Source organism: Spirillospora sp. NPDC046719 (assembly GCF_040645715.1).
Classification (GTDB): domain Bacteria; phylum Actinomycetota; class Actinomycetes; order Streptosporangiales; family Streptosporangiaceae; genus Spirillospora.
Window position 1 is genome coordinate 1 of sequence record NZ_JBEYYT010000817.1, and the last position, 2,069, is coordinate 2,069.

Annotated in this window: 2 protein-coding genes; both read right to left on the reverse strand. The window is 40.6% G+C overall.

Annotation, left to right across the window (positions count from 1 at the left end; all coding sequences use genetic code 11):
• On the reverse strand, positions 1–1,617 hold a 1,617-nt coding region (locus ABZ914_RS50585; RefSeq protein ID WP_500201709.1), incomplete at its 3' end, for a DNA primase family protein.
• A 10-nt stretch (positions 1,618–1,627) separates the two neighbouring features.
• On the reverse strand, positions 1,628–2,069 hold a 442-nt coding region (locus ABZ914_RS50590), incomplete at its 5' end, for a primase alpha helix C-terminal domain-containing protein (protein ID WP_500201710.1).

The window sequence follows — 2,069 nt, forward strand, 5'->3', positions numbered from 1 at the left end:
GCGGGAATAACCTTTAGTGACTTTTTTATGTTTCTCATCGTCCCAATAAAACAACCGTCTAAACAATTCCATTTCATTGGCTCGATGTAAATCGACAGCTCTATTAAAGCCTGCGCTATTTGGTCTTTGCACGGTCTTTTTCCATTGGTCTTTGACATAATCAGGTAGTTTATTCTCAAACTCTCGCTTAGTAAAGGGCTTCACTCCCTCATCTTCACACCATGCACGATATAAGGCGCTTATAAAGGCGGTCGGTAGAAAATCACTGACGAACTCCTCAAACATATCATTTACAAAAGCCAATACATTGTCATTGCTGATTTTAAAGTCATCTAACAGCCCTTGTGTGGCTTTCGGTTCGTCAAACTTCTCAAAGTTAAGCGATAAAGCGATTTTAAGGACATACTCTAAAACGTCTTTGCGTTTAATATAATCATCCTTTATTTTCCAATCGTCATTATCTGCGGTAAAAGACTTTTCAAAAGGCACGATAAGCAAACGTCTGTATGTTCCATTTGACTTATTTCTAAACTTTGGTAAAAAGTTAGTGGACTGAATGACTAATTTATTAAAGACGGCTAGTGTCGGTTGTTTTCCTTTCGCTTCAATCGGTACTGGGTCGCCAGTAACCACAGAAAAGTAATTCCCTGCATTGTCTAAGTAGCTGACTTGGCTGTCATCTCCAATAATGCAAGTCTTCCCAACGACTTGGGAAAGAGAAAAACGTTCAGAAAACTGTTCAGCTTTGACACTTGCCACGTTCTCACGTCCGATTAAGTTCATGATGAGGCTCTGAAAAGTCCCTTTGCCGTCGTTCCCCTTACCGACTAGCCAAACGCCTTTGCGATAGGAGTAGTTGCCGTTGGTACTTGCGGAAATAATCTGCCATAAAAGGCTAACGAGTTCTTTATCTCCACTCATTAAATCATTGAGCCAGTCGTCTACGTTCCAACCGTTGATATTGGGTACTTTTGCCTTGTCATTGTACTTGGTCGCAATGGTTGACGTAAAGACGTATTTAGGACTGAATGGCTCTAAATTTTGCGTTTTCTTATTGAAAATGCCGTTCGCTACTGGGATTAAATGAGCTTCTGCGGTTTGTTGTTTAACCTCTGATAAGGTTTCAAGTTTAAAGAGAACCTCTTTTGACCGTGCTTGACTATAAGACGGCTCTAGCCAATAAATGAGCCGATGAAAGAAGTTCTCATTCGTTTCATATATTCCTAGTTCAGGGTTATAAACGCCTAACAGTCCGCTTTGGTGGTCTAGTTTGATGACTTTGAGCGTCTTATAGATTATTCTTGCTGTCTCTAAAGGAGTTAATGATTTCGGTGGCTTGCCGTCCTCTTTAGGTGTGCTTAAAAATAAGTTACGGTGTTCAAAGAATAGTTTTCTAACAGCTCTAAGCGTTTGAGTGTTTGCTTTGACATAGTCAGGGCTATTGATGATTTCTTTTTCTTGTTCCAGCCAGTCTTTTAAGCATTCCTGATAACCTGCGACATTAACGACTTTTTTGCCGTTTTCGCCATAATCTGTGAAGTCCTCTATTTTAGGTTTTGGACTTCTTACGTTTTCCTGTGGTGTTTCTGCCACAAGTTTTTCTAATTGGTCTGTCATGACTTCCTTTCTATTTCATCTTGAATACACTTTTCCAAATAGTTGCCAGCTCGTCATCAGGTAAGGGCGGACTGGTTCGATTGTTAAAGGTTCGCAATAAGTCCATGCAATGATTGTTATCAATGCCGATTTTTCTCCAGTAGTGGAGAATGCGGTTCGTGTCATTGTTTCGATTCCCTTTTCGTGCGCCTTGGTTGAATAGCTCCCACATTTCAGCGCCATAAGTCCGACTTCCTAGCGTTGGGTTCTGTCTTTTTTGTGGTCGCTGTATCATTTCAAGTAACCAATCAGGACAATCGCAAAGACTATCGAAAGTTAAAGGCTCGTTAGTTTCTGTATCATTCAAAGGGATATAATCGCCGTCTGTACGTTTGCTTGGGTAGATTGGGGTAAAGTGTGTTTTTATCTCCACGCCGTCCGCTAGTTCACTGACAAGCGGACTATTAAAAATT